Below are 26,389 nucleotides of genomic sequence, written 5' to 3'. Positions count from 1 at the left end.
GGAAGGAATCTCCTTGTGAGGATGGAACGGTCAGCCCCTGGGGCGGACCGCACCGGCTGGTGCCGGTGTCATGAAGGTGGTCTGGTGGTCTGGTGGTCTGGTGGTTTCCGGGCGGGCCGGTCGGGGCCCTCAGGTGACGGTGACGACGACGCTGTGCCAGCCGGTGGCCCCGGACGGGAAGGGGGCGGCCCGCTCCTCGGTCTGGACGGCGCCACCGGCATCGGTCGCTCGGACCTCGATCCGGTGGGTGCCGGGAGTGGCACCGGCCCATGTGCAGGTCCATTGCCGCCAGAGATCGGGGCCGGCGTCGGTGGCGAGCAGCGCGCGCTGCCAGGGGCCGCCGTCGACGCGGACCTCGACGGCGGCGATCCCCCGGTGCGTCGCCCAGGCGGTTCCGGCCACCGTGACCTCCCCCGCGGGAACACGGGCGAACGGCGCCGGGACCTCGATCCGCGAGGCGGTGCGGACCGCGCCGGTGCGGTCCCAGCCCCGGCGCACCCAGTACGGGTCGTACGCGGCGAAGGTGGTGACGTCCAGGTCGACGAGCCATTTGGTGGCGGAGGTGTAGCCGTAGAAGCCGGGGACGACGCTGCGGCAGGGGAAGCCGTGGGCGACGGGCAGGGCTTCGCCGTTCATCGCGACCGCCAGCAGCGCGCGCCGGCCGTCGAGTACCAACTCCAACGGTGTGCCGATGGTCATGCCGTCCTGGGAGTGGCCGACCAGTTGGTCGGCTCCGGGACGCACCCCGGCACGGCGCAGCAGGGCCGGGAGGGAGGCGCCGAGCCAGCGGGTGGTGCCGGCGTAGGGGCCGCCCACCTCGTTGGAGACGCAGGTCAGCGTGTGGTCCAGTTCCTCCAGCGGTTCGTGCAGGAGGTCGTCGAAGGTCAGCAGGAGCGGGTGGTCGACGAGGCCGCGGATGCGCAGGGCCCAGTGTCGGGGATCGATGCGGGGAAGGGTGAGCGCGGTGTCGACGCGGTAGAAGTCCGTGTTCGGGGTGACGAACGGGGACAGGCCCGGGACCTTGGGCCGCACCGCGGCGGGCGGTGGGGGCAGGGGTTGGGCGGCGGGTGGGATCCGAACGGCCGCGCGCAGTGCCCCGGTGTCGTAGCGGCGGTCCGCCAGGATCCGGCCGCCGACACCGGCGAGTGCGCCGACGGCGATCGTCGCGCCGGTGGCGGCCAGCACGGCCCGGCGGCTGGTGTCCTGGGTCGGGGCGGGTTGCTCCTGCTGCGCCGGGTCGTCGTCCGAATTCGCGGTCGGCGCGGTCGACGCGGTCGTACGCGCCGGGGGCGCGGCCGCTCGGCGCAGTCGTGACAGGCCGAGGACGGTGAGCGCGCCGACCGCGCCCGACGCGAGGGCCGGTGCGGCGTCCGCGGCGCCCGCACCCGACCGGGAGAGAGCGGCCCAGGCGCCCAGGAGTCCGAAGGCCCCGAAGACACCTGCTCCGCTCTTCGGACGGCGGGCGGACAGCCATCCGGTGAACGCGGCCAGCAGAGCCGTCGTCAGGAGGATCCCGCCGAGCAGCACCGCCTTGTCCTGGGTGCCGAAGGTGCGGACGGCGTACTCCTTCAACGGAGTCGGCGTCAGGTCGATCGCCGCCGAGCCGACCGCGATGGCCGGCGCGGTACCGGGGCCGGTCGCCGCGGCGACCAGTTCGCCCACCCCGAGCGCGGCCACCGCCGCGGCCACCCCGGCCGCGGCGGCCGCACCCGCACGCACCGCCCGCGTCCGACGTCGGACCGAAGGGGGCGGGGGCGGGGCTGCGTCGGTGTTCACACCCGCCATTCGGCGGCCGCCAGGGCCCGGATGGGTGCCAATTCCGGAACACCCTCAGGGGTGAACCCAGCCGAACGAACTGACGAGGTGGGCACGGGTGCCGGAGGGCGGCGTCCGGCCGGTACGGCAGGTCGCCGTCGACGAGGTGTGGTCGGCCCTGCGGTTCCGCCCGGCCTGCCCCGGATACCGGCGGCCGGTGCCGCCACGGACCCTCGCGTATGGAACGACGGGGGCTCGAACCTTGGATCGGAGGAACCTCCGCCGTCCAGGTGCCGGCGCCGTCAGGGTCAGAGGCATCCGCGGGTACGCGGGGGGCTGGAGACGGTGCGCGGATCATCTCGCCGTAGTCTCCCCCGCACACCCGCGCCGCCCGGGCCCGCGTCGAGCGGCCGGACGCCGCAGCGTCGGCCGGAACGTGACTATCCGGTGGTGACGTGGACGGCGTCGCCGCCGAGTGCGGTGTAGAGCTCGGTCCAGTGGCGGTCGGTGTCCGTGGGCGGTCTGCCGTCGCAGTACGTCTTCGTGCCGTTGGCGGTGTAGAAGCGCATCATCTCCAGCACCGACTTCGGGTCGGACTTCTCCCGGCCCGTGTACGCGCTGCCGGGGTCCTGGCTCTGGTGCTGGATGCAGCTGGGGGACGGGGTGCCCGCCTGGGCGTCGAACCTGCCGTCCGGCTCGCCGCCGCAGCCGGCCAGGGCGGTGACGGCGGCCAGGGCGGGTACGAGAAGGCGAACTGCTCTGCGTGGGGTGAGGGCGTTCACGGTGGCGGGCCTCCGAGGTGGGACGTCAGATGGTGGCGGGCAGGCTGCGGACGGCCAGTCCGATTCCCACCGTGAGGATGAGCAGGGCGGTCAGCAGTGAGCTGTAGGGGGTGAGGCGGCGCAGGCGGCCGAGGAGCGGCCCGTCGGTGGCGGCGGCGAGTCGGTCGCCCAGACGGACCAGGAGCAGGCCGACCGCGGTGAGGGTGGCGGCCATGCCCAGGCCGTAGGCGACCACGAGGGCCGCGCCGAACAGGGTCCGGCCGAGCGCGATGGCTCCGAGGAGGACGACGAGCGCCGACGGGCTGGGGACCAGGCCTCCGGCGATGCCCAGGCCGATCAGCCCGCGGCGGCCGGGCGGGGCGTGGTGATGGTGGTGACCGCCGCCGAAGAGGCCGTGGCGGTGCCCGTGGTCGTGATGGTGCCGAGCCGCGTGGTCGTAATGGTGTCCACCGGCATGATCGTGGCCGTGGCCCTGGTCGTGGCCGTGGCCGTGGCCCTGGTCGTGGTCGTGGCCCTGGTCGTGGCCGTGGCCCTGGCCCTGGTCGTGGCCGTGGCCGTGGCCCTGGTCGTGGCCGTGGCCCTGGTCGTGGCCCTGGCCCTGGTCGTGGCCGTGGTGCTCGGCGTGGCCGTCGTGGGCGTGGCCGTGCGGGTGGGCGTGGCCGTGGTGCTGGGCCGGGGAGGGGGCCGCCGCCGAGTGGGCGAGTTCCCTGGCCCGCTCCGCCCCGGGCTCACCCGTGTCGTGCGCGTGGTCCGGGAGGGGGTCGGGGTGCGGACCGCCGCGCGCGCGGCGGGTCGCGTCCCGCAGCAGGCCGAGGCCGACGACCGCGACCAGGGCTCCGCTGGCAACGCCGAGCCAGCCCAGGACGACGTCGCCGGCCAGCGAAGCGGACGCGGTCAGGGCCAGGCCGATCACGAGGACGCCGGCGGTGTGGGTGAGGGTGACGGTGGCTCCGACCGCGACCGCGTCCCGGGTGCTCCCGCGCCGGCCGGCCAGGTAGGCGGCCATCACGGTCTTGCCGTGCCCGGGCAGCAGCGCGTGCCCGGCCCCGAGTACGATCGAGAGCAGGACGGCCAACAGGCCGATGGGAACGGTGAGTTGACGGGCCGCCCCGAGGCCGGCGAGTCGGCTGTCGAGGCCGGCGAGCCAGGCGGTGAGGCCCGAGCCGTCGTTTCGGGAGACGGTCCCCGCCCCGGCGGCCGGGCCGCCGCCCGGCAGGGCGCGGAACTGTGCGCGGGTGACGCCGCTGGGGCTGTTGAGGAGGTCGCGGGGGTAGTCCCGCAGCTCCTTGGACACCGACTCGGCCGGCACGTCCGTCGGGTCGAGCCGGGTGTCCTCGCCCCGCGCGGTGATCTCGTTCCAGCCGACCCGGCCGGGGTCGCTCCCGCTGGAGACCCGCACGGTGGTTCCGCCGGCCGGAACGCTCAGGGCCGCGTCCAGCACGCACTCCAGCCGGCTCGTGGGCAGACCGGCGGAGCCGTCCTCGTACCGGAACCGCGCGGACCGGGTCGTCCAGCGCAGCGCCGTGGACGCCTGCTCCGTCGTCACCTCGAGGCGCTGGGCGGTCTGTGCGCACTGCTCGGCCGCCCAGGCGGAAAGCTCCCCGTCGTCGATCGCGCCGTCGCCGTTGCGGTCGACCCTCGGCCGTTCCTGGAGGGTGGGGATCTCGGCGGCGTCGGTGACGGCCAGGGCCTCGATCCGGTCGGGGTGGACGGTGAACCCGAGGTAGTGGTTGACGGAGAAGTTCCCCAGCGGGTGCGCGTGAGCGGGCGCCGCGAGGCCGAGCAGACACAGCGCGCCCACCGCCCCCGCGCCCGTCCGAACCACGCGTCGCGGCAGCACCACGTCATTGCCTCCGGGGAGAACGACCCGCCACCACGGCCGAGAGGGCCGACGGCCGGGATGAGGATGAGGGCGAGCGCCCGAGCGGTAACCCTGGTGGCCTCGTCCGGCGGACGGCACGTCACCACTCCGGCGAAGTCCACGGGATCACTCGCACGGGGCACCCGCCCCGAATGCACAGCCCCCTCCCGAACGCGAGTGCCCTCACTGCACCCCCGGCGCTCTCCCTGCCCCGGACCGTTGCCGCTCAGAGCACGGACGGGTTCCACCGACCAGGTGGTCCGGCTGGGCCGGGCGGGTGAGGCGACCAAACCTCACCCGCCCGGCGCGCGAAGCACGAACAGGATCCGGTTCACAGTGCCCCTTGCGGCTGCCCAGCCGGACCTGCGCCGGGGCCGGACGGGCCCCGGGCGGACATCGACCGTCACGGAAGCGAGAACCCGACCCCCAATGAACGTCACGCGCCGACCTTCCCGCAGAACCCGGATCGCGCGCAGCGCGGCCATCCTCACCAGCATGAGCCTGGCCATCGCCAGCACCGCGCTCATCGGCCCCGGAGCCGGAACCGGCAACGCCTCCAGCCACCGCGAAGCGCCCCTGATCGCCGCCGACCCGCAGGTCGACAACACCGACGTCTACGCCTTCACCAGCCCCGACAACCCCGACACCGTCACCCTCATCGCCAACTGGCTGCCCTTCCAGGAGCCCAACGGCGGCCCCAACTTCTACCCCTGGGCCGACGGCGCGCACTACGACGTCAACATCGACTCCCAGGGCACCGGAAAGCCCGACATCACCTACCGCTGGACGTTCCACACGGACGACCAGCGCGGCACCAACACCTTCCTCTACAACAACGGCGTGGTGAACAACCTCACCGATCCCACCCTCCTGTTCCGCCAGTACTACACGCTCCAGGAGCTGCGCCCGGGCTGCGAGCCCGTGACGCTGGTCGAGCACGGCCAGGTCGCCCCCTCGGACACCGGCAAGGCCTCCATGCCCGACTACGGCCGGCTCCGCAACCAGGCGACCGTCCAACTCCCCGGCGGCGGGCAGACGGTGGCCACTCAGGCCGCCGACCCGTTCTTCCTCGACCTGCGGGTCTTCGACCTGCTCTACGGCGGCAACCTCTCCGAGGTCGGCCAGAACACCCTCGCCGGCTACAACGTCAACACCGTCGCCCTGCAGATCCCCAAGAGCCGCCTCGCCTTCAAGGGCGACCCCGGCCGCAACCCCGTCATCGGCGTCTGGTCGAGCACCGAGAAGCAGACCCTCAAGCTCAGCCCCGGCAAGGCGGACCCGACCGGCCGGCACGTCCAGGTCTCGCGCCTGGGCAACCCGCTGGTCAACGAGGTCGTCGTCCCGGCAGGTCTCAAGGACACCTTCAACTCCCTGCCGCCGTCCCAGGACCACAACCAGCCCGCGCTGGTGAACAAGGTCCTGAACCCGGAGGTGCCGCAGCTCGTCCAGGCCATCTACGGCATCCCGGCCCCCGCCACCCCCCGCACCGACCTCCAGGAGATCTTCCTCACCGGCATCGCCAAGGCCACCAACGGGCCCCTCGCCGTCGACCTCAACTCCCAGCTCATGAACCAGGACATCGACGCGTCCAAGTTCGTGCCCGCCGAGGAGCTGCGCCTGAACATGTCGACGCCCGTCACCGCGAATCCCGACCGGCTCGGCGTCCTCGACGGCGACTTCCAGGGCTACCCCAACGGGCGCCGCCTGACCGACGACGTCGTCGACATCGAACTCCAGGCGCTGGAAGGCGCGACCCCCGGCCACCTCATCCCCGCGCTCGCCGCCGGCGACAAGGTCGACCACGCCGACAAGCCGTTCTCCGCCGCGTTCCCGTACGTCGCGCTGCCCTACGCCAAGGCTGTCAACCAGCCCAACTAGCAGCATGGTTGCGGGTGGTCGGCAACGACACCGTCGGCCACCCGCCGCCCCTCCCCCTCCGCCACCACCAGAGGACCCCGATGCGCCGCCTGCCGCTCCTGCTCACCACCGCCGCCCTCTGCGGCGCCCTGGCGACGGCCGGGGCACTGCACCACCCGACGGCGGACCACACCGGGTCCTCGGGCGACGACGCGGCGCACGCCGCAGGCCCGCGCACCGCGGGCAGCTCCCTCACCCGGGCGATCACCGCCGAACAGCAGCGGCTCAAGGCACTGCCGAACGACGCCCCCGGCTGGGCCCGGCTGGGCGCGGAGTACGTCGAACAGGCCCGGCTGACGGCCGACCCGTCCTACTACCCGAAGGCCGACGAAGCCCTGCACCGCTCCCTCACGCTCGCACCCGACGCCAACACCGAGGCCCTCACCGGCCTGGGAGCCCTCGCCAACGCCCGCCACCTCTTCGACCGGGCACGTGACTTCGCCGAACAGGCCATCGCCGCCTCGCCCGCGCACTGGCCCGCCTACGCCGTCCTCGCCGACGCCCGCACCCAACTCGGCGACGACACCGGCGCCACCGACGCCGTCCAGCAACTCCTCGACCGCCGACCCGGCACCGCCTCCTTCACCCGCGCCGCCTACGACCTCGAACAGCACGGCCACCCCGACCAGGCCCGCGCCGCCCTCGACAGCGCCCTCGCCTCGGCCTTCGACCCCGCCGACAAAGCCTTCTGCCGCTTCCAGATCGCCGAACTCGACCGCAACGCCGGCCACCCCGACCAGGCCCTGACCGGCTACCGCGAAGCCCTCGCCGACGACGCCGGCCACACCCCCGCACTCGCCGGGCAGGCCCGGGCCGAAGCCGCCCTCGGCAACACCGAGGCCGCCGTCCGGGACTACGACGCCGCCATCGCCAAGGTCCCGCTCCCCCAGTACCTCCTCGAACTCGGAGAACTCCACGAATCCCTCGGCCACCCCCAACTGGCTCAGGAGCAGTACCGCCTGCTGGAAGCCGAGCAGCGCCTGGCCGCCGCCAACGGCGTCGTCGACGACCTCACCCTCGGCCAGTACCAGGCCGACCACGGCGACCCCGCCGAAGCAGTACGCCTGCTGCGGGCCGAATGGCAGCGGCGGCACAACGTCCTGGTCGCCGACGCCCTCGCCTGGGCCCTGCACCGCCAAGGCGCGGACCAGGAAGCACTGGACCTGGCCGAACAGGCCGAGAACCACGGCTGGCACAACGCCGTGTTCCTCTACCACCACGGCGAGATCGAACGCGCCCTCGGACACACCGAGGCCGCCCGCACCCACCTCACCCAGGCCCTCACCACCGACCCCTCCTTCAACCCCCTCCACGCACCCCGCGCCCGCGCAGACCTCGCCGCCCTCACCGACACCCGCTGACCCGGCGAACCCGCCGTCCCTTCCCCGACCGGGGCCGGGAACTGGCCGACTGGACGCAGTGCACCGTCAGCGCCCGCACAGACGCCGGCCTCGAGTTCCCCGACAACAAGGCGCGCATCGAGAAGGTCCGCGCCTTCCGCCTTCGCAAGCTGCCGGTCCACACCGAGGCGTACGACAGCTGACTCGCCGCCGCGATCACCGGCCGAACCGTCCGCCTCGACGCCCTTCCGCCCGGCGGCGGCTTCCCTCCCGGCCTGTCCTCGCCCGAAGAAGGCGGTGCTCGCACCGGCACGAACGGCGAGCCGGGTCTTCCAGAATGCCCCAACTCGTTCATACCGATGCAATGCGGACACCGGATCAGTCGATGTGCTTGCGCGCCTCGATCAGGAAGCGCGCCGAATGGGCGACGAACGGGCCCTCGGCCCGGATCCGGGCGTCCAGCTCGCGCAGCCGGTCGAGGTGGCCCTCGACGGTGAAGCCCGGAACCATCCAGATCACCTTCCGCAGGAAGTACACCACCGCGCCGATGTCGTGGAACTCCATCCGCAACCGCTCCGAGCGCAGGTCCACCACCTCCAGCCCGGCCGCCCGGGCCTCGGCGCCCTCCACCTCGGGGCGGCGGCCCTCGCGTGCCTCGGGCTGCGGTCCGAGGAAGTACTCGACCAGCTCGAAGACCGAGGCCGGGCCGACGTGCTGGGCGAAGTACGCACCGCCGGGCCGCAGCACCCGGGCGATCTCCGACCACCAGGCCTTCACCGGGTGCCGGCTGCTGACCAGGTCGAAGGCCCCGTCCGCGAACGGCAGCGGCGGCTCGTCCTGGTCGGCGACCACCACCGCGCCCAGCGGGTGCAGCAGCCGGGTCGCCTGGGCCAGGTTGGGCGGCCAGGACTCGGTGGCGGCCAGGACGGGCGGGCCGCCGCCCTGGCGCAGGGCACCGGCCAGGACTTCCCCGCCGCCGGTCTGGATGTCCAGGGCCGCCGACGCCGACGCCAGCCGCCCGGCCAGCAGCCGCTGGTAGCCCCAGGAGGGGCGTTGCTCGGTGGCCCGGCCGTCCAGCCAGGAGAAGTCCCAGCCGTCCACGGAGACGGACCCGGCCTCGGCGATCAGCTCTTCGAAGGTGCGCATGCCTCGCATCATCGCGGCGCCGACGCCGCGCTGCCAGCGGATTCACCGCCGACCGGGTACCTGCGCACCCACTCGACCCGCACCTCCAGCCCCCCGGCGGCGATCAGCCCGGCCACCGGCTCCGCCCCGCCGCCATCCGCCTCGAAGGCGAGCAGCACGCCCGGTGCCTCGCCGCACTGCCGCTCGACGAGCCGCCGCTCCTCGGCGCCCGGCTCGCGGAACACCGGGTCCTGGAAGGACCCCGGGCAGCGGACGTAGAGCGGGTCGGTGAGGACCAGTTCCAGACCGTGGTGGTAGCAGAGGTCGTGACCGGCGGCCAGGATCAGCTCGCCGGGGCGCCAGGAGTACACGTCCCAGTCCCACCAGGACCCTTCCGGCAGCTCGATCACCCCGGCCACCGGGCCGCGCCGTCCGCGATCTCCGCGATGCTCGGGTGCCGGACGGCCTCCAGGCCCGGGTCGGCGAGCAGGTCCGCGATCAGGGCGGGCGGGCCGAAGACCTCGGTGGCGCTGAGGTCCCAGTTGGTGAGGACGAACCAGGAGCGGTCCGCGGACCACCAGTGCGCGGGGAACTGGGCGTACCCCGGCCGGGCGTCGTAGTGGGCGAGCACCTCGTCCAGCCGGCCGCGGTGGGCCGTCACCGGTCGCAGCAGGTCCTCGATCGCGGCCGAGGCGAGGCGGCAGTCGGTCGCCGGCCCGTCGGCGCTGTGCCGGGCCAGCACCTCCACCAGCCGCGCGAGGCAGTCGCGGTCCGGCTCGCCGATCAGCGGGACGTCGACCTCGCCCGACAGCGCGGCCCGGTCGTCGAACACCAGGTACGACAGGGTGCAGGGCCAGTCGGCGAGGCGCCGCCCGGCGCCCGCCAGCGCCTCGGCCCAGCGCACCGGCCGCCCGTCCACCCGCAGCGTGTGCAGCACCCAGCAACGGTCGGCGTAACCTGGCGCCTGCCCGGAGCCGGACCAGGGGCCGTCCGGCTCGTAGCCGAGGACCGCCTCCCCCGCCTCCAGCAGCGGCCGGAGCCCGTCCAGCGGGTCCTCGTCGGGTATCCGTTCCACGGCCCGTTCCTTCCCCTCGTTCCGGAACCGCGGCCTCGAAAACCGTTACCCCGTGTCGATCCGTCTGCGCGAGGATAGCGGCCATGACGAAGGAACAGGACGGCGAGCCGTTCGGCTACGGAGTCGTCGCCAACGTCTCCCGGGAGACGGCGCACGGCGTGGGCGGGCTGGAGATCCGCCAGGGGCTCAAGCACTTCGCCCCGGGTACCAAGGTGTGGATCGCCCCGACGCGCTGGGGCGTGTTCGACGAGGTCGTGGTGGCCGGGCGCCACCGGGGCCACGGTCGGCGCTACGTCACGCTCGCCACCAAGCTCCGCTTCCTGGAGAACTTCCGGGTCAGCGGCGTCCACAGCCCCGCCTTGTTGCGTGCCCTGTCCCGCCCGGGACCGGGCGTCGACCGGGACGGCGGGCTGTGGACGGCGGAGCAGGCCGAGGCGTACGCCGCGTTCAACAACGCCCACCGACTGGAGGTACGGACCGACGGGCCGGACGGGATCCGTGCGTGGGTATCCGACCCGCCGCCGATGGAACTGGTCCACCAGGACACCACCTACCACCTCGCCCACTTCAACGCTTACTACGCCCGCTACTCCTCCCAGCCGCCGCCCGTGGAGGCCCCGACGCCATGAGACGGACACCGCGGTCCGACCCCGGCCGCTTCTACGACGACCTCGCCGAGGACTACCACCTGCTCTACGGCGACTGGAACGCCTCGCTCGCCCGGCAGGGCGCCGCCTTGGACGCCCTGGTCCGGGAGCACCTGGGCGAGGGCCCGGCCGAGGTGCTCGACTGTGCCTGCGGCATCGGGACCCAGGCGATCGGCCTGGCCGCGCTCGGCCACCGGGTGACCGGCACCGACCTCAGCCCGGTCGCCGCCGCCCGGGCCGCCGCGGAGGCCGCCGCTCGCGGGCTCCGACTGCCGGCGGCGGCCGCCGACATGCGCGAACTCCCCTTCCCGGACGGCCGGTTCGACGTGGTGGTGTGCGCCGACAACGCGCTCCCCCACCTGCTCGCGGCCGAGGACGTCCGCGCCGCGCTGACCGAGATGCGCCGGGTCCTGCGCCCGGGCGGGCTGCTCCTGCTCTCCACCCGCCCGTACGACGAGCTGCGCCGGGACCGCCCGGCCTCCACCCCGCCGCAGACCGCCGAACTGGACGGCCGGCGCTCGGTGCTGTTCCAGCTCTGGCAGTGGCACGAGGACGGCGAGCGCTACGACCTGGAGCTCTTCCGGCTCCTGCCGGACGACACCGGGCAGTGGCGCACCACGGTCCGCCGCTCCAGCTACTGGGCCCTCACCCAGGACCAGCTGAGCGCCTTCGCCGCCGAGGCGGGCCTCACCGCCACCGACTGGCGCCGGCCGGCCGACACCGGCTTCTTCCAGCCCGTCCTGCTCGCCCGGACCCCCTGACCTCCCGGTCCTCCGCCACGTCGCCCCGCCGCCTCCCCCACCGGAGGCGGCGGGGCTCTTTCACGCCCGCACTTCTGCCGACGCATGTTACTTTTTACTCATGCGAGTAAATCCTCAGGACCCCACGGCTCCGGAGAGCGGCCGGAGCTTCGTCACGGACGCCCGACGCGCCCAGATCGTCACCGCCGCCATCGAGGTCGTCGCCGAACTCGGTTACGGCCGGGCCTCGTTCGCGCAGATCGCCAAGCGCGCCGGGCTGTCCAGCGTGCGGCTGATCTCGTACCACTTCGACGACAAGGAAGACCTCTTCCAGGCCCTGGTCGACACCGTCCAGGAACAGGCTCGCACCGCCATGCAGCCGCGGATCCGCGCCCAGCACGAGCCGGCCGCGATGCTGGCCGCCTACATCGAGGCGAACCTCGACTTCCTCGCCGAACACCCCGTCGCGGTCCGGGCGTTGGTGGACGTCCTCGCCAACGCCCGCCGGGAGGACGGCAGTCCGCTGGTCAGCCCGGCCGGCTTCGACACCCCCGTCGCCCTGCTGGTGCAGCACCTGCGGGACGGCCAGCGCACCGGCGCCTTCCGCCCCTTCGACCCCGAGGCGATGGCCACCGCGATCCGCGCCTCGATCGACGCGGCCGCCAACCGGCTCGCCGCCGGGGCCGACTTCGACCCGCGCGCCTACGGCCGTGAACTGGTCACCCTGTTCGACCTCGCCACCAGGAACGGCGGCGCGTCATGACCGTCCACGCCGCTCCCCGGGAGGGACGGACCCGCCGGAGCACCGCCGCCTTACCCCTGCTGCTCGACCTCCTCCTGCCGCTCGGCGCCTACTACGGGCTGCGCCTCGCAGGCGTGGACCAGTGGTGGTCGCTGCTCTGGTCGGCCGCGATCCCGGCGGTCGCCGTCGTCGTCCGACTGGTCCGCACCCGGCGCCTCGACTTCCTCGCCCTGCTGATCCTCACCATGATCGGACTCGGGCTCGTCCTCTCCTCGCTCACCGGCGACCCCCGCGCCCTGCTGATCCGCGAGGCCTGGACCGGCATGCTCGGCGGGCTGATCGGCGTCTGGCTGCTCGCCTCCGTCGGCTTCGGACGCCCGGCGCTGATGCTCCTGTTCCGCTCCTTCGTCCAGGTCAAGGCGGGCGAGGCCGGGCTGCGCGCCTGGGAGGAGCGGTGGGAGGAGGACGCGGCCTTCCGCCGCGGCGTCCGGGTGCTCACCGCGGTCTGGGGCGCGGCCAGCCTGCTCAACGCCTTCGCCCAACTCGCCTTCGCCTACCTGCTGCCGGTCGACGCCGCGCCCGCCGCGATGCACGCCTGCTGGCCGGTCATCGCCGTACCGCTCTTCCTGTTCCACCTCGCCTACACCAAGCGCCGCGGCCTGCGGGCCTGAGGCGGGGGCGCCGCCCCGCCCGGTTGCTCCGTCCAGGTCATGCCGCGTGACCGGGGCGGGTGCCGGTCGTTCCCCAGGGCGACCGTCGAGCGGGGGACTCCGGGTCCGGCGAGCCCGATCGGGTGCGGCGGATGCACAGTGAGAGAGCACAACTGCATGACTGATGCGACCACTTGTCCGACCGCTGCGCCACAGGCCGAGGCACCACCGGCCGCTCGGATCACCGGGACAGAACCCGAAACCGACGCCGTCACGTCCGCGCGGGCAGCGGGCGCACGTCGACCCCGGCGGCGCGCGACGGCGGTCGCCGAGGCCGTCGTCGGCCTGGTCACCGGCGTCGGCTTCCTGCTCTGGGCCCGCAGCATCGACGTGAACCCGCTGGTCCGGATCGGCCAGGTGAGCGGCCTCGCCGGTCTCCAACTGCACGCCGCGGTGGTCGCCGTGCCCGTCCTCGCGGTGCTGCTGTACGTCGCGCACCGCGCCGGCCCCGACCGCTACCGTCCGGCGCTGCGGCTCGGATGCGCGGTGATCGCGGGGCTGAGCACCGGCCTGGTCGCCGGCGGTATCGCGGTGGCGCTGCACGGAACCCCGTGGGGGCTCGGCGGGCAGGAGGGCGACCCGGGCAATGTGATGGGCATGGCCGACGACATGATCCGCGGCCAGGGCCTGCCCGGGGTCTACCCGCCGCTGTTCCCGGCGCTGTTGGCCGTGTGGGCCGAGCTGTTCCACGGCGCCCACGGTGCCGTCGCGGGCGTCGGATTCGCCATGCAGGACCTGCAACTGCTGTGCACCGCCGTCGCCGGCCCGCTGGCCTACCTGGCCTGGCGGCTGTTGCTCCGGCCCTTCTGGGCCCTGCTGATCGCGGCGCCCGCCGCGGTGCTCTTCATCGACCCCATCCGCCCCTACAGCCACAGCGCCATGCTGGTCATGGTGCCGCTGCTGGCCGCCTGCCTGCGCGACCTGCGCCGGGCGCACCGGCTGCCGACCCGCACCGCCGTCCGGCGGGCGGTCGCGTACGGTTCCGCGATGGGCGTGGTGTTCCTCTGGTACTCCGGCTGGTTCGTCTGGGCCGCTCCCGGTGTCCTCGTCCTGAGCGGGTTCTCGATCCCCTGGCGGGCGGGGACGGCGCGCCTGCGGCGGACGCTGCTGTTCCTGGGGGTGACGGTGGCGAGCGCCGCGGTGGTCGGCGCGCCGCTGCTCTACCAGCTGGTCCGGTTCGGTGCGACGACCAAGGACCGCTACGCGATGATCACGGTCTACGCCGATCCCGCCTACGTGATGGGATGGGCGTCCGACCGCGCCGGCACGCAGACCTACCACAACTGGCCGGTCGGCGGTGAGCTGGCCGGGCAGAGCGCGTTCACCCTGCTGCTCCTCGCGGCGGCGGCACTCGCGATCGGCCTCGGTTCGGGAGGCGTCCTGGTGCGGACCGTCGCCACCGTCCTGGTCAGCTCCTGGCTGCTCCGGTTCTGGTTCGCCGCGCAGATGGAACGCACCCAGGCCGTGCAGCTCTACCCGCGGACGACGTGGATCATCATGTACTGCCTGATCGTCCTGGCGGTGCTCGGACTGATGCTGGCCGTCCGGCGCACGGCGGCCTGGAGCCGCACGCTGTCCCGGCCCGGCGGCGGCCCGGCCACCGGGCGGAACCTCCTGGCGGTCCGCCGGGTCACCGCGGCCGGGGTCTGCGCGATCGCGCTGTTCACCGCCATGGCCGGCTCGTGGTCGGCCAACCGGTACATGCCGACCACCGCCTCGGGAGTCCTGGACATGGGCCTGGACGCCTGGCGCGCCCACGTGCTCAAGGACGCCACCGGCCAGTGCCCCCGGTACTCGCCCGTCGCCACCTGTGCCGGCGTCAACCAGGACCTGACCGCACGGAGGGAGGCCTCCGACGACCCCGCGCTGTGGTGCGCCGGCGTCCCCGCCGCCGAGTGGCCGGTGACCTGCGGCCGCCGGGCCCCGTGGGCCTGACGGGCGTGGGCCGGAGCATCAGGTCTCGCGCTGCGGGTGGTAGGCCGTCTCCGGTATGCCGAACGTCCAGGCGACTCCGGCCCGGGCCGTCCGGGTGCTCGGCGGGACGCGCAGCCAGTAGGTGCGGGAGGTGCCGTCGGGCTCGGGCGTGGAGTTGACCACCTCGACCATCACCACCGGTTCGTCGTCCGGCAGGACGATCCGCCACAGCACTCCCGTCTCGTCGCGGTGGACGGGCTCCGCGCCGGAGTCGGCGAGGTACCGCTCGTAGCCGTAGTGCTCCAGCAGCACGCGGCGCAGCTCGGCGTTCTCCTCGGTGCGGATCCGCTCGGCCGTCACCTCGGCGAGGCCCGCCAGGAACTCGGCGGGGACGGGCATCCCGCGCCAGGCGTGCAGCGCGAAGCCGTCCGGGTACTCCAGGGCGGGGCCGTCCGCCCGGTCGAGCCGGCCGGCCTCGTCGCGGTGCAGGACGACGGGCCGTTCGGAGACCAGCGCCACCTCCTGGTACGGCCACCACCAGCCGGCTCCCCGCCCCACCTCGGCGAGCGGTGCGACGGCCTCGACGCCCGCGCCGGCGGCCTCCAGGGCGGCGAACCAGGGTGCGTCGTGCTGGCCGCGCACCGCGTCCAGCAGGGCGAGACGGACGGTGGTGCGCCGGCTCCGGGCGGCGGCGGCCCCGGCGCCGGTGGCCGGGGCACCGGCGGAGGCCCGGTCGCTGCCGGAGGCCCGGTCGCGATCGGCCTCGGGCGCGAGCCGGTCGAGCACGGCGTTGCGCACCCGCTCGGCCAGCGGCGTGCTGACCGGGCCGAGTTCACCGCCGGTCAGCGCCCAGTGCGCGGCCCAGCCGGCCGGGCCGACCTGCTCGACGGCGCGCCGCCGGGCCTCCTCCCAGGGCCGGGTGCGGACCTCCTCGCGCACGCTCACCGCGCCGGCGGCCCGCAGCTCCAGCGCCGCCTCGGCGGCCGCGAGCGGCGAGCCGAACCAGCGCACGGCCGCCGGTTCGGGCAGCCCGGCGGCCCGGTAGGCGGCCCGCACCGCGCGTTCGACCGCCGCCCGGTCGGCCGGCCCGGTGGCGGCCGAAGCGGCCCGCCAGCGCGCCGTGGCCCCGGCCGCGCCGACCGCCCCGCCGGGCCCACCGGCCTCGCCGCGTCCGCCCGCGCCCGCATCGGTCGGGTTGGCCCGGATCACCGTCTCCGTCGTCATCGTCTGCTCCGTTCCCCGGCCGGGCTCCCCACCCGGCCGTCCGTTCCCGTTCGCTTCCCCGTGCCGCGTCGGCACCTGCGCCGGCACCCGCTCCCGCGCCCGCTCCTACTCCCGCAGCTCAGTCCGCGACCACCCGCACCGCACCCGGCACGTACTCGCGCTGGCGGACCACCCGGTACCACCCCTTGGGCAGCGGTATCGCCGCGTGCTCCTCGTGCACCACCCGGCCGCCCTCCGGCAGGTGCAGCCAGGCCTCGCCGAAGGGCCCGGCCTCCCGGCGCAGTTCACCGGGGCCGACCACGGCGTGGGCATGGCCGGTGACCTCGCCGAGCGCGAGCACCATCCGGCCCCGCGCGTCCCGGGGCTGCACGGCCAGCCCGGACACCCGCAGCGGCACCACGACCTCCGCGACCGGCACGATCAACACATCACCCTGGCGGTACATCAGTCCTCCCACGCCGTACGGCCGGACCCCGGCGGGCGCCGGAACCCACGGCTCCGCCCGACCGGACACGGTCACGCTCCGGAGCCATGACCAGAACGTAGAGCAAGGGTCTGACAACGCGCCCGGGCCGCCACCCGGCCACCGGTCTGTCGGACCCGCCTGGTAGACAGTCGTTCGGTCCGATTCCCCGGAGGAGCAGCGCATGACCGTCAACCACCACCTCGAACAGTTCCACGGTCTCCCGGTCTTCGACTTCGTCCAGGCCCTGGAGGCGGCGGAGGCGGCCGGGCCGACCGACGGCGCCGGGCCCGCCCCGCTGCCGGACGCGGCCGCGGTCGCCTGGCGGATCCGGCTCGACTACGAGTCCGAGCGGACGTGGCCCGAACGCTGGCAGCAGTTCCTCGAGGCCGTCGACACCGAGCGGGTCGCCGCCCTGGTGATCGGCCAGTGGGCACCGGACGAGCCGGACTCCTTCCGGGAGCCGCTGGAGGCGGTGGTCGCCGCCGCGCCCCGACTGCCCGCCCTGCGCGCGCTGTTCGCCGGGGACGTCACGTACGAGGAGTGCGAGATCTCCTGGATCCAGCAGTGCGACGTGACGCCGCTGTTGACGGCCTTCCCGGCACTGGCCGAGCTGGTGGTGCGCGGCGCCTCGGAGGGCTGGGAGGGTCAGGGCGGCCTCGCCCTCCAGCCGCTGCGGCACGAGGCGCTCAAGGCGCTGCGCTTCGAGGCGGGCGGCCTGCCGGCCACGGTGGTCCGCGCGGTGGCCGGCTGCGAGTTCCCCGCGCTGGAGCGGCTGGAGCTCTGGCTGGGGGTGGACAACTACGGCGGCGACGCCACGATCGGCGATCTGACGCCCTTCCTGGACGGCACCGGGCTGCCCGCGCTGCGCCACCTCGGCCTGCAGAACTGCGTGTTCCAGGACGAGATCGCCGCCGCCCTCGCCCACGCCCCCGTGGTCGCCCGGCTGGAGTCGCTCAACCTCTCCATGGGCGTGCTGACCGACCAGGGCGCGGCCGCCCTCCTGGAGGGCCAGCCGCTCACCCACCTGCGCGCACTCGACCTCCACCACCACTACCTCACCGAGGAGATGCAACAGCGCCTGCGCCAGGCCCTGCCCGGCGTCGACCTCGACCTCACCGAGGCGGGCAAGCCGGACGACCGGTGGCGCTACGTCGCCGTCGCCGAATAGTCCGCACCGCCCCCTCCGGCTCCACCTGTCCCGCACCCGCCCGAGCACACCCGCCAGGATCCGACATGACGGTCTCGCACCACCTCAAGCACTTCCACGAGCTGCCGATCCACGAGTTCGCCCCCGACGACACCCGACACCGGCCCGCCGCCGGCGAGGTCGCCTGGCGGCTGGCCCTGGAGTACGACGCCAAGCACGGCTTCGAGGAGCTCTGGCGGTCCTTCCTCCAGTCCGTCGACCCGGCCGGGGTCCGCGCCCTGGTGATCGGCCCCTGGTGGCAGGGCGGCTACTCCCCCGTGCGGGTCGCGGTCGAGGCGATGGCGGCCGCGGCCGACCGCCTGCCCGCGCTGGAGGCGGTCTTCCTCGGCGACGTCACCTTCGACGAGTGCGAGATCTCCTGGCTGGAGATGGGCGACGTCACCCCGCTGCTGACGGCCTTCCCCCGGCTGGCCTCGCTGACCGTGCGCGGCAGCATGGACCTCTGCCTCCTCCCGGTGCGGCACGACCGGCTGACGTCCCTGTGCTTCGAGTCCGGCGGTCTGCCGGCCACCGTGGTCCGCGCGGTGTCCGGCTCCGAACTGCCCGCGCTGGAGCGGCTGGAGCTCTGGCTCGGCGTCGACGAGTACGGCGGCGACACCACGCTGGACGACCTGGCACCCTTCCTGGACGGCTCGCGCCTGCCGCGGCTGCGCCACCTCGGCCTGCAGAACAGCGAGTTCCAGGACGAGATCGCCGCCGCCCTCGCCCACGCCCCCGTGGTCGCCCGGCTGGAGTCGCTCAACCTCTCCATGGGCGTGCTCTCCGACGAGGGCGCGGCCGCCCTGCTGGAGGGCCAGCCGCTCACCCACCTGCGCGCACTCGACCTCCACCACCACTACCTCACCGAGGAGATGGGACAACGCCTGCGCCAGGCCCTGCCCGGCGTCGACCTCGACCTCACCGAGGCGGAGGACGCGGGCGAGGACGACGAGGACCGTTACGTCGCGGTCGCCGAGTAGGCGCAGGCGCAGGCGCAGGCCGGAAACGGACAGGGACACGGACGCGAACACGGCAACGGCAACGGCAACGGCAACGGCAACGGCAACGGAGAGAGGAGACGGCACGATGACCCAGCGGTTGACCGTCCTCGGCAACCCCGGGCACCGGCGGGTGACGCTGTTCACCGCCGCCGCCCGGGCCGCCGGCCTGCCCGAGCCCTCGGTGCTGCCCTGGCTGGACGTCCTGCGCGGCGGGTACCGGCTGCCGGAGGGCACCCTGCTGCGCATCGAGTCGCCCGGCGAGGAGCCGCTGGTCGACGAGCTGCTCCGCGGCCCGGCGCTCGGCTCCGGCTACGCGCCGACCAGGGTCGAGGGCACGGCCGCCTGGTACACCGGGATGCTGACCGCTCTGCGCGGGCTGGCCGCACACCCCGGCGTGCGGCTGCTCGGCGATCCGGAGGAGATCGCCGTGATGTTCGACAAGCGCCGGGCGCACGCACTGCTCGCCGCGGCCGGCGTGCCGGTGCCCCGGGCGCTCCCCGGCCCGGCTCCCGGCGGCGAGCTCTCCGGCTGGGAACAGCTGCGCTCGCGGCTCGCCGCGGCCGGTCTGCACCGGGTCTTCGTCAAGCCCGCGCACGGCTCCTCCGCCTCCGGGGTGATCGCCCTGGAGTTCGGCCCGCGCGGACGACTCCTGGCCACCACCTCGGTCGAGCTGGCCGACGGCCGACTGCACAACTCGCTGCGGGTGCGCCGCTACCGCGACGAGCGGGAGGTCGCCGAGATCGTCGACCGCCTGGCGCCGGACGGGCTGCACGTCGAGCAGTGGATCCCGAAGGCCTCCCAGTCCGGCCACTCGGCGGACCTGCGCGTCGTGGTGGTCGAGGGCCGGGCCACCCACGCGGTGGTGCGCACCAGCTCCCAGCCGATGACCAACCTGCACCTCGGCGGCGCCCGGGGCAGCCTCGACCTGGCCCGGGAGGCGGCCGGCCCGGCCTGGCCCACGCTGCTGGAGACGGCCGAGCGGGCAGCGGCCTGCTTCCCCGGCTCCCCGATGGTCGGGGTGGACGTCCTGCCCACCGCGGGCTGGCGCCGCGCCCTGGTCGGCGAGGTGAACGCCTTCGGCGACCTGCTGCCCGGGCTGACCGGCCTGCCCGGAGGCCCGGCCGAGGGCCTCGACACCTACGGCGCCCAGCTCGCCGCCCTCGCCCGGCGCCCCGACCCCACCACCCGTACCGACCGCACAGAGCCCCGCTCCCCCGCCCCGACGCACCACCAGAGCATGGAACCCTCCCGATGAACCACCAGCCCACGCCCGAGACGGCCGCCCCGAACCCCGACATGAACGCGGTGGTCGGCAGCCACGACCTGCTGCTCGTCACCCTCGACACGCTGCGCTTCGACGTCGCCGAGGAGCTGGCCGGGGCCGGCCGGATCCCGAACCTCGCCGCCTTCCTGCCCGGCGGCCGGTGGGAGCGCCGGCATGCGCCCGGCAGCTTCACCTACGCCTCCCACCAGGCGATCATGGCCGGTTTCCTGCCCACCCCGGCCGCTCCCGGCGGCCCGCACCCGCGCCTGTTCGCGGCCCGCTTCGCCGGTTCGGAGAGCACCGCCACCCGTACCTGGGTGTTCGACGCGGCGGACCTTCCGACCGCCCTGGGGGCGGCCGGGTACCGGACGGTCTGCATCGGCGGCGTCGGCTTCTTCAACAAGCAGGGCCCGCTCGGCTCGGTCCTGCCCGGCCTGTTCCAGGAGAGCCACTGGGAGCCGGCGATGGGCGTGGCCTCCCCCACCTCCTTCGAGGAGCAGGTCGCCCGGGCCGAGCGGGTCGCCGCCGAACAGCCCGCCGACCAGCCGCTGTTCCTGTTCCTGAACGTCTCGGCGCTGCACCAGCCCAACTGGTTCCACCTGCCGGGTGCCACCCGCGAGCACGGCGACTCGCGGGCCAGCCACGCCGCCGCCCTGGAGTACGTGGACGCCCACATCGGCCGCCTCTTCACCGCGATGAGCGCCCGCCGCCCCTGCTTCGCCGTCGTCTGCTCCGACCACGGCACGGCGTACGGCGAGGACGGCTACACCGGGCACCGGATCGGCCACGAGGTGGTCTGGACGGTCCCGTACGCGCACTTCACCGTCCCGGCCGGCCACGGCACTGCCACCGACCCCTCCCCCGCCCCCACTCCGTCCATCCCCTCCATCCCCGAGGAGCGCGCATGACCACCGCACCCCCGCTCCCCGACTCGCCGTACCAGTCCTACGTCTACGCCTACCCGCACAAGACGGCCTACCGCCCGCTGCCCGAGCGCCCGCTGCTCGGCGAGCTCTGGGCCGGGGAGCCGCAGCACGCGCTCTCGCTCTACCTGCACGTCCCGTTCTGCGAGGTCCGCTGCGGCTTCTGCAACCTGTTCACCCGGATCGGCAGCCCCGAGGGCCTGACCACCGCCTACCTGGACGCCCTGGAGCGCCAGGCCGACGCCGTGCGCTCGGCCCTGGACGGCGACGCCCGGTTCGCGCTGGCCGCGTTCGGCGGCGGCACCCCGACGTATCTGACGGCCGCCGAGCTGGAGCGGCTGTGCGACATCGCCGAGCAGCGGATGGGCGCCGACCTGCGGGCCGTGCCGCTCTCCGTGGAGGCCTCACCCGCCACCGCGACCGCCGACCGGCTGGAGGTGCTGGCCGCCCGCGGCACCACCCGGCTGAGCCTGGGGGTGCAGTCCTTCGACGACACCGAGGCCCGCTCGGCCGTCCGCCCGCAGAAGCGCGCCGAGGTGGAGGCCGCCCTGGCCCGGATCCGGGCCGCCGGGATACCGGTGCTGAACATCGACCTCATCTACGGCATCGACGGCCAGACCGAGGCGAGCTGGCTGCGTTCACTGGACGCGGCCCTGCACTGGCAGCCCGAGGAGCTCTACCTCTACCCGCTGTACGTCCGCCCGCTGACCGGCCTGGCCCGGCGCGGCGAGCAGGAGAGCGCCGCCGCCTGGGACGCCCGCCGGCTCGCGCTCTACCGGTCCGGCCGGGACCACCTGCTGGCCAACGGCTACCAGCAGGTGTCGATGCGGATGTTCCGCCGCGCGGCCTCCCCGCAGGCCGGCCAGGGCGAGTACGCCTGCCAGACCGACGGCATGGTCGGCCTGGGCTGCGGCGCCCGCTCCTACACCTCGCGGCTGCACTACTCCTTCGACTACGCGGTGAACGCCACCGAGGTGCGCAGCATCATCGACCGCTTCGTCACCACCGAGGACTTCCACCACGCCGAACACGGTTTCCGGATGGACGGCGGCGAGCCGCGTCGCCGCCACCTCGTCCAGTCGCTGCTCCAGGCCGAGGGCATGCCCCTGGCCGACTACCGCGCCCGCTTCGGCAGTTCGCCGGCCGAGGACTTCGCCGCAGAGCTGGCGGGCTTCGCCGAGCGCGGCTGGCTGGCCGCCGACCCGGAGCGGCTACGGCTCACCCCGGAGGGCCTGGCCCACTCGGACGCGGTCGGGCCGCTGCTGTTCTCGCCCGGGGTCCGGGCCCTGATGACGGGCTACGAGGCGAAATGACCTTCCTCGGCATGCCCTCCGTCACCCCCGCCGACGCCGCCGCCCCGGTCGAGGCCGACGCCGCCGCCGGCACCCCCGACGCGGCGCGGCCGCGCGACCTCACCCTGCTCTACCGCGGCCCGCTCGCCTCCTGCGACTACGACTGCCCCTACTGCCCGTTCGCCAAGCGCCGCGACTCGCCCGAGCAGCTGCGCGCCGACCGGGCCGCGCTGGAACGCTTCACCGCCTGGGCCACCGCCCGCGCGGGCACCGGTGACACCCTGTCGTTGCTGTTCACCCCCTGGGGCGAGGGCCTGGTCCGCTCCTGGTACCGCCGCGCGCTGGTCGAGCTGAGCCGGCTCCCGCACGTGCGCCGGGTCGCGATCCAGACCAACCTGAGCTGCCGTACCGGGTGGCTGGCCGAGGCCGACCCCGCCACCCTCGCCCTGTGGGTCACCTACCACCCCGGCCAGGTGCCCTTCGACCGCTTCCTCGCCAAGTGCCGCGAGCTGGACGCGCTGGGCGTGCGGTACAGCGTCGGCGTGGTCGGGCAGCCGGACCACCTCCCCGAGGCCCGTCGGCTGCGCGCGGCACTCGCCCCCGAGGTGTACCTGTGGATCAACGCGGCCGAGGGCCGCAGCTACACCGATGCCGAGGCCGCGCAGTGGACGGCCCTCGACCCGCACTTCGGCTACAGCCGGCACGCCCATCCGAGCGCCGGGCTGCCCTGCCGCACCGGCGATTCGGTGCTCTCCGTGGACGGCGACGGCACGGTGCGCCGCTGCCACTTCGTCCGGGACGTCCTCGGCAACCTCTACGACGGCAGCTACCGCGCCCGGCTGCGGCCGCGCCCCTGCCCGCTGCCGGTCTGCGACTGCCACATCGGGTACGTCCACCTGGAGACGCTGCCGCTGTACGAGCTGTTCGGCGCGGGCGTACTGGAACGGGTGCCGCAGGAGTGGCCCCGGGGCGGCTGACCGTCCGCACCGGCCCTGACCGTCCGCGCCCCCGCCGCCCCGGGCCGCCCGCGCCTGCACCCCCGTGTGACCGGCCGCGCACGGCCCGCAGCGCTCCCCGGCCCACCGGGCGCCCGGCCGCGTACCTCCCTAGCCTGGTAACCGAGAGGAGGCGAACCACCATGCTTGGAGACGGACCGCTGCAAGCAGTCATCCCCGCCACCGATCTCGCCCGCGCCAAGGCCTTCTACACCGATGCCCTCGGCCTCAAGGTCGTCGAGGAGGGCGAGGAGGAGCTGACCGGCGAATGCGGCGCGACCCAGTTCACCATCTACCGCACCCCCAGCGGCGGCCAGGCCGCCCACACCCTCGCCAGTTTCAAGGTCGCCGACCTCGACGGCGAGATGGCCGCCCTGCGTGAGCGCGGCATCACCTTCGAGGAGTACGACTTCCCCGGCCTCAAGACGGTCAACGGGGTCGCCGAGGGCGAGGGCATGCGCGCCGCCTGGTTCAAGGACAGCGAGGGCAACATCCTCTGCGTGGCCCAGCGCGTCGGAAGCTGACCCATCCCCGACCGATCCCCCCCACCCCTACCCCAACCCCCACCGCACCCGGGACGCCGGTGCCCGGCCCGCTCGTCAGGAGCGGGCCGGGCACCGGCGCACGAACGGGACCGTCAGCCCTGGCTGTTGCCGCCCTGGCCGTCCCCGCCCTGGCTGTTGCCGTCCTGGCCGTCGCCGTCCCGGCCGAGCTCGCGCGGGTTGATCGACCAGATGCCGCGCCCGAAGGTCGCCACGTAGAGCCGGCCGTCGGGGCCCTGCTTGAGCTGCTGCACCGCCGTGGTCGGCAGGTTGCGGCCGAGCACCGAGAACCGGCTCTCGCCCGGGGCCCGGTAGAACGCGGCGAGGTCGGTGCCCAGGGCGAGGCCGCCGTCGGGCAGGAGCTTCACCGAAGTCGCCGGGACGTCGGGCAGGTTGGCCGAGACGTCGGTCCAGGTGGCGCCGCCGTCCCGGGTCTCGAAGAGGTGGCCGGTGCCCGCGCCGGGGCCCTCCGTCCAGGTGCGCGAGAAGCCGTTGACGGCCACGAGGACGTGCCGGGCGTCCTTCTCGTCCACCGCGAAGGAGGAGATGTACCGGTTCGGGATCGTCCCGTCGACGGGCAGGTTCAGCTGGTGCCAGCCGGTGCCGTCGATGTTGCCCACCGCGATGCCGCGGCTGAACCCCTGGTTGTTGCACGGGCCGCACCAGCCCGCGTACACCGTGCCGTTGACGGTGGCGACGGCGGTGGCCACGTGACCGGCGCCCAGGTCGTAGGCGGAGGTCCACTCGCTGCCGCTGCGGATCGCGTAGCCCTTGTGCTGCACCCAGACGTGCTGGCCGCCGGCGATCCAGGTATCGGCGTCCGCGGGGTCGGCGGTCATCGGCGCGATGAACCGGGCGGCGTTGGTGTCCTTGTCCGGCGGGGCGACCTCGTAGGAGGTGGCCTTGCTCGGATCCTTCGTCCAACTGCCGTCGTTCACCGCGCAGTTCTGGGTGACCCACATGTCCAGGTAGACGTACTCCTGGGCGATGTCGCAGCCGTTGGCCGGGTCGACCAGGGTGTCGCCGCCGTCCCCGCCGAAGTTGGAGCCCATCACCTTGTCGTGCGCCCGCAGGATGGACTCGCCGTTGTCCTGGAGCCCGCCGCTGACGATGACGCCCTTGCCGGACCGGTCCGCCGGGTCCTTGCCGACGCCGACCGAGTAGTACTGGAGGGTGTCCATGGTGCCGTCGTTGAGCGGCGTCCAGTCCTTGCCGTGGCCCCAGGCGTCCAACTGCCCCTTGCCCGGGCGCCGGTAGATGCCGCCGTCGTTGCCGACGTAAACGTTCACCTTGCCCTGGTAGCTGCCGAAGGCGACGGCGTGCTGGTCGGAGTGGGTGGTCGGCGAGCAGTCACCGGTCTGCTTGCTCGGGTCGATGCTCCAGCACGGGAAGCCGTTGTTCCAGTACGGCCCGACCGTCGCCCACGCGTTGCCGCCGTCGGTGGTCTCGAAGACCTCCTCCAGGCCCGCGTAGACGTGGTCCGGGTTGGCCGGGTCGACCTGGAGCGACTGGTTGTACCAGGCCTGGATGCCGGGCTGGTAGCCCGGGTCCTGGAGCGCCGAGCCGGACGCCTTGAGCTTGTCCTTGTCCGCGATCAGCGTCCACGGGCCGTACGGCGAGCCGGACTTGGAGACGTAGATGCCCTTGAGTCCGGTGTCCGGGTTGTGTGCGGCGACATCGGGCGACTGGTCGATCGCGTAGTAGCGCGAGCCGTCCGCCGAGCGGGCGAAGGTCACGTTGCCGACGTTCGCGGCGTCCGACGGCAGGTCGCCCAGCGCGCCGACGCGCTGCCAACTCCCCTCCGCGGCCTTGCTGTAGAAGCCGTTGTAGGTGTCGCCGCCGCGCCAGCCGACCGCCAGGACCACCTTGGACGGGTCCTTGGGGTCGATCGCGATGTCGTTGGCGATGTTCTTGTACGGCGCGCTCGGGTCCTTGGCCATCGAACCGCCCGGCAGGTAGTCCGGGTTGGGCGCGAACTCCAGCTTCCACGGCCCCGACAGGTCGGAGGTCGAGTGGCTCCACACACCGCGACTGGTCGCCGCCCACACCTTGCCGCCGCCGAAGCGCAGCGCGTGGATGATGGTCGACTCCAGCTCCGGCCCGCCCACCCGGTTTCCGGGCTGGAACTTGCCGTGCTGCGGGTCGGACAGCACGTACACGCCGGTGCCGACGTACGAGGTGGCCCCGGTGTTGGACTCGCCGGTGGCGCACCAGAGCCGCCCGCCGCCGTCGAGGTTCAGGGTGCCGGTGGAGAGCGTGGGCAGCTTGTCGGCGATCGGCTCCCACCGGCCGCCGCCGGTACGGGAGCGGAACACCCCGCCGTTGGCGCCGCCCGCGTACACGTAGCCGTCGGTGTCGGCGGCGATGCCGGTGATCCGGCCGGTCACCAGTCCGGCGCCGCCGCTGGAGTTGGAGTTGACGTCCCGGTAGCGCGGGTCGTCGGAGTTGTACGGCTTGTCGGTGACGTGGTCCCAGGTGCCGCCCGTGTGCGGCATGGACTGCAACTGCGCCCAGGCCGCACCGTAGGCGCCCGGCGCCACGACACCCGGCGCGGTGCGCGCCTCGGTGTACTGGGCGACGCCCTCGGCGGAGTTCTCCGTCTCGTCGCCGCCGTCCCCGGGCGAGTCGGCCTCGGGAGCGGTGGTCGAACGGGGGGCGAGCGAGGAGGTCCCGGCACCCCGGACCTTCTTCGCGTGCTGCTTCCCGACGTCTGCCTGGTGCTGCACCTGCCAGGGTTGCGATGCGGACGGTGACGGCGCGGCGAGCGCCTGACTGGTGGTCAGTCCGAGGGCGGTGAGCGTGACGGCGCTGAGCAGCAGCCGACGACGATGCCTGATGGGCACGAGTGCGGTCCTCCCCTGTGGCCGGCCGCGCGGTTGCGCGGCCCC

Annotated in this window: 23 protein-coding genes; 14 read left to right on the top strand and 9 right to left on the bottom strand. The window is 74.1% G+C overall.

All coding sequences use genetic code 11. The features are described 5' to 3' along the window. Window positions 1–129: 129 nt before the first annotated feature. From ACFY2K_RS15565 to ACFY2K_RS15555, 3 genes are all read right to left on the bottom strand, one after another. A complete protein-coding gene (locus ACFY2K_RS15565) occupies window positions 130–1,719 on the bottom strand; it encodes a molybdopterin-dependent oxidoreductase (protein ID WP_387711757.1) in 1,590 nt (529 codons plus the stop codon). A 476-nt stretch (window positions 1,720–2,195) separates the two neighbouring features. Then, entirely contained in the window at window positions 2,196–2,537 is a 342-nt protein-coding gene (locus tag ACFY2K_RS15560; RefSeq protein WP_380644100.1) for a hypothetical protein, read from the bottom strand. Window positions 2,538–2,562: 25 nt separating this feature from the next. Continuing rightward, window positions 2,563–4,380, bottom strand: a complete 1,818-nt coding sequence (locus tag ACFY2K_RS15555; RefSeq protein ID WP_380644099.1) for a high frequency lysogenization protein HflD — start codon at window positions 4,378–4,380, stop codon at window positions 2,563–2,565. Between the two features lie 513 nt (window positions 4,381–4,893). On the opposite strand from ACFY2K_RS15555, the gene ACFY2K_RS15550 reads away from it, so the two are divergent. Continuing rightward, window positions 4,894–6,276 carry a DUF4331 domain-containing protein gene (locus ACFY2K_RS15550; RefSeq protein WP_380644098.1) on the top strand — a complete coding sequence of 461 codons (1,383 nt, stop codon included), beginning with the start codon at window positions 4,894–4,896 and terminating at the stop codon, window positions 6,274–6,276. Between the two features lie 14 nt (window positions 6,277–6,290). Then, the gene (locus ACFY2K_RS15545) at window positions 6,291–7,676 is read left to right on the top strand and encodes a tetratricopeptide repeat protein (RefSeq protein ID WP_380644097.1); all 1,386 of its coding nucleotides are present in this window, start codon (window positions 6,291–6,293) and stop codon (window positions 7,674–7,676) included. A gap of 357 nt (window positions 7,677–8,033) precedes the next feature. Here ACFY2K_RS15545 and ACFY2K_RS15540 read toward each other — a convergent pair whose 3' ends face one another. From ACFY2K_RS15540 to ACFY2K_RS15530, 3 genes are read right to left on the bottom strand one after another with little or no spacing between them, the layout of a single operon-like run. Then, complete coding sequence (locus ACFY2K_RS15540; RefSeq protein ID WP_375897174.1) at window positions 8,034–8,801, bottom strand: class I SAM-dependent methyltransferase; 768 nt, start codon at window positions 8,799–8,801, stop codon at window positions 8,034–8,036. 8 nt (window positions 8,802–8,809) lie between these two features. Beyond that, window positions 8,810–9,190, bottom strand: a complete 381-nt coding sequence (locus ACFY2K_RS15535; RefSeq protein ID WP_387711754.1) for a hypothetical protein — start codon at window positions 9,188–9,190, stop codon at window positions 8,810–8,812. Further along, entirely contained in the window at window positions 9,187–9,855 is a 669-nt protein-coding gene (locus ACFY2K_RS15530) for a hypothetical protein (protein WP_387711752.1), read from the bottom strand. The genes ACFY2K_RS15535 and ACFY2K_RS15530 overlap by 4 nt, the downstream gene beginning before the upstream one ends. An 83-nt stretch (window positions 9,856–9,938) precedes the next feature. Between ACFY2K_RS15530 and ACFY2K_RS15525 the strand changes: the two genes are divergently transcribed. From ACFY2K_RS15525 to ACFY2K_RS15505, 5 genes are all read left to right on the top strand, one after another. After that, a complete protein-coding gene (locus ACFY2K_RS15525; RefSeq protein ID WP_387711751.1) occupies window positions 9,939–10,484 on the top strand; it encodes a hypothetical protein in 546 nt (181 codons plus the stop codon). After that, window positions 10,481–11,263 carry a methyltransferase domain-containing protein gene (locus tag ACFY2K_RS15520; RefSeq protein WP_387711749.1) on the top strand — a complete coding sequence of 261 codons (783 nt, stop codon included), beginning with the start codon at window positions 10,481–10,483 and terminating at the stop codon, window positions 11,261–11,263. The genes ACFY2K_RS15525 and ACFY2K_RS15520 overlap by 4 nt, the downstream gene beginning before the upstream one ends. Before the next feature lie 100 nt (window positions 11,264–11,363). Further along, entirely contained in the window at window positions 11,364–12,005 is a 642-nt protein-coding gene (locus tag ACFY2K_RS15515) for a TetR/AcrR family transcriptional regulator (RefSeq protein ID WP_380528896.1), read from the top strand. After that, window positions 12,002–12,655, top strand: coding sequence for a VC0807 family protein (locus ACFY2K_RS15510; protein WP_380594749.1), 654 nt, complete (start codon window positions 12,002–12,004; stop codon window positions 12,653–12,655). Before ACFY2K_RS15515 ends, ACFY2K_RS15510 begins: the two co-directional genes overlap by 4 nt. A 156-nt stretch (window positions 12,656–12,811) precedes the next feature. Then, window positions 12,812–14,629, top strand: a complete 1,818-nt coding sequence (locus tag ACFY2K_RS15505) for a hypothetical protein (RefSeq protein ID WP_380594751.1) — start codon at window positions 12,812–12,814, stop codon at window positions 14,627–14,629. Between the two features lie 18 nt (window positions 14,630–14,647). On the opposite strand, the gene ACFY2K_RS15500 is transcribed toward ACFY2K_RS15505, so the two are convergent. Both ACFY2K_RS15500 and ACFY2K_RS15495 read right to left on the bottom strand, forming a co-directional pair. Further along, entirely contained in the window at window positions 14,648–15,832 is a 1,185-nt protein-coding gene (locus ACFY2K_RS15500) for a DUF6745 domain-containing protein (protein ID WP_380594753.1), read from the bottom strand. A gap of 118 nt (window positions 15,833–15,950) precedes the next feature. Then, window positions 15,951–16,277 (bottom strand): hypothetical protein, encoded by a 327-nt coding sequence (locus ACFY2K_RS15495; protein WP_375896837.1) that lies wholly within the window; start codon window positions 16,275–16,277, stop codon window positions 15,951–15,953. A gap of 202 nt (window positions 16,278–16,479) precedes the next feature. Between ACFY2K_RS15495 and ACFY2K_RS15490 the strand changes: the two genes are divergently transcribed. The 7 genes from ACFY2K_RS15490 (at window position 16,480) to ACFY2K_RS15460 (ending at window position 23,483) form a co-directional block, all read left to right on the top strand. Continuing rightward, the gene (locus ACFY2K_RS15490; protein WP_387711746.1) at window positions 16,480–17,466 is read left to right on the top strand and encodes an STM4015 family protein; all 987 of its coding nucleotides are present in this window, start codon (window positions 16,480–16,482) and stop codon (window positions 17,464–17,466) included. Between the two features lie 65 nt (window positions 17,467–17,531). Continuing rightward, window positions 17,532–18,464: an STM4015 family protein gene (locus ACFY2K_RS15485; RefSeq protein WP_380594755.1), complete on the top strand. Its 933-nt coding sequence runs from the start codon at window positions 17,532–17,534 to the stop codon at window positions 18,462–18,464. A 106-nt stretch (window positions 18,465–18,570) separates the two neighbouring features. After that, window positions 18,571–19,740 (top strand): STM4014 family protein, encoded by a 1,170-nt coding sequence (locus tag ACFY2K_RS15480; RefSeq protein ID WP_387711744.1) that lies wholly within the window; start codon window positions 18,571–18,573, stop codon window positions 19,738–19,740. A 41-nt stretch (window positions 19,741–19,781) separates the two neighbouring features. Then, window positions 19,782–20,657, top strand: a complete 876-nt coding sequence (locus ACFY2K_RS15475; protein ID WP_387711780.1) for an STM4013/SEN3800 family hydrolase — start codon at window positions 19,782–19,784, stop codon at window positions 20,655–20,657. Further along, window positions 20,654–21,985 (top strand): STM4012 family radical SAM protein, encoded by a 1,332-nt coding sequence (locus tag ACFY2K_RS15470; RefSeq protein ID WP_387711743.1) that lies wholly within the window; start codon window positions 20,654–20,656, stop codon window positions 21,983–21,985. Before ACFY2K_RS15475 ends, ACFY2K_RS15470 begins: the two co-directional genes overlap by 4 nt. Window positions 21,986–21,996: 11 nt before the next feature. Further along, window positions 21,997–22,941 carry an STM4011 family radical SAM protein gene (locus tag ACFY2K_RS15465; RefSeq protein ID WP_387711741.1) on the top strand — a complete coding sequence of 315 codons (945 nt, stop codon included), beginning with the start codon at window positions 21,997–21,999 and terminating at the stop codon, window positions 22,939–22,941. A gap of 161 nt (window positions 22,942–23,102) precedes the next feature. Then, a complete protein-coding gene (locus ACFY2K_RS15460) occupies window positions 23,103–23,483 on the top strand; it encodes a VOC family protein (protein WP_375896821.1) in 381 nt (126 codons plus the stop codon). Window positions 23,484–23,596: 113 nt separating this feature from the next. Here ACFY2K_RS15460 and ACFY2K_RS15455 read toward each other — a convergent pair whose 3' ends face one another. Next, window positions 23,597–26,344 (bottom strand): glycosyl hydrolase, encoded by a 2,748-nt coding sequence (locus ACFY2K_RS15455; RefSeq protein WP_387711739.1) that lies wholly within the window; start codon window positions 26,342–26,344, stop codon window positions 23,597–23,599. Between the last annotated feature and the right edge of the window lie 45 nt (window positions 26,345–26,389).

Origin of the sequence: Kitasatospora sp. NPDC001309, assembly GCF_042896295.1 — a bacterium.
Lineage (GTDB): Bacteria > Actinomycetota > Actinomycetes > Streptomycetales > Streptomycetaceae > Kitasatospora.
The sequence above is the reverse complement of the archived record's forward strand: the minus strand, read 5'-3'. Positions and strand labels throughout refer to the sequence as shown.